Annotated in this window: 1 pseudogene; it reads right to left on the reverse strand. The window is 73.1% G+C overall.

The annotated features are described in order from the left end of the window. Window positions 1-573 (reverse strand): annotated as a pseudogene (locus tag ACEN88_RS33795) (flavoprotein); the annotation flags it as partial.

Consider the following 573-nt stretch of genomic DNA (forward strand, 5'->3'; position numbering starts at 1 on the left):
CCGCAGCACCCGTCCGCCGGCCCTGGCGCGGCGTCGTCGAAGGCCAGCCGCGTGTTGCAGACGCCCGTTTCCGGCAGGTCGAGCTGGACGTCGTCGGCGGCCGCCAGGTCGCCCGCCAGCGCGGCGACGACGGAACGCACCTGCTCATATCCGGTCGCCAGCAGGAAGTTCGGCGCGCGGCCGTAACTCTTGGCGCCGACGACGTAATAGCCGGGCTCCGGGTGCGCCAGCTCGCGGTGTCCGTGCGGCCGGACGGTGCCGCAACTGTGTTCGTTGGGATCGATCAGCGGCGCCAGCGCATCCGTGCTCTCGAGCCAGGGATCGTGGCGTACGCGCAGTTCCCGGCCCAGGCCCAGGTCGGGCCGGGCACCTGCCGCGCAGACGATCCGGTCGATGCCGTCGATCACCGGCACCGTGCCGTCCACCGGGGCCCCCGTCACCCGCAGCCGCCCATCGATTTCGTCCAGGGCCTGGATGCGGAAGTCCTGGCGCAATACCAGGCCGCCCGCGTCGCGCAGGGCCTTGAGGCGCAGCCCCAGCTCGCCGCGCGCGTACCTGGCCGACGCGGTGATC

It is taken from the genome of Massilia sp. CT11-108 (assembly GCF_047302915.1).
Classification (GTDB): domain Bacteria; phylum Pseudomonadota; class Gammaproteobacteria; order Burkholderiales; family Burkholderiaceae_D; genus Telluria; species Telluria orientalis.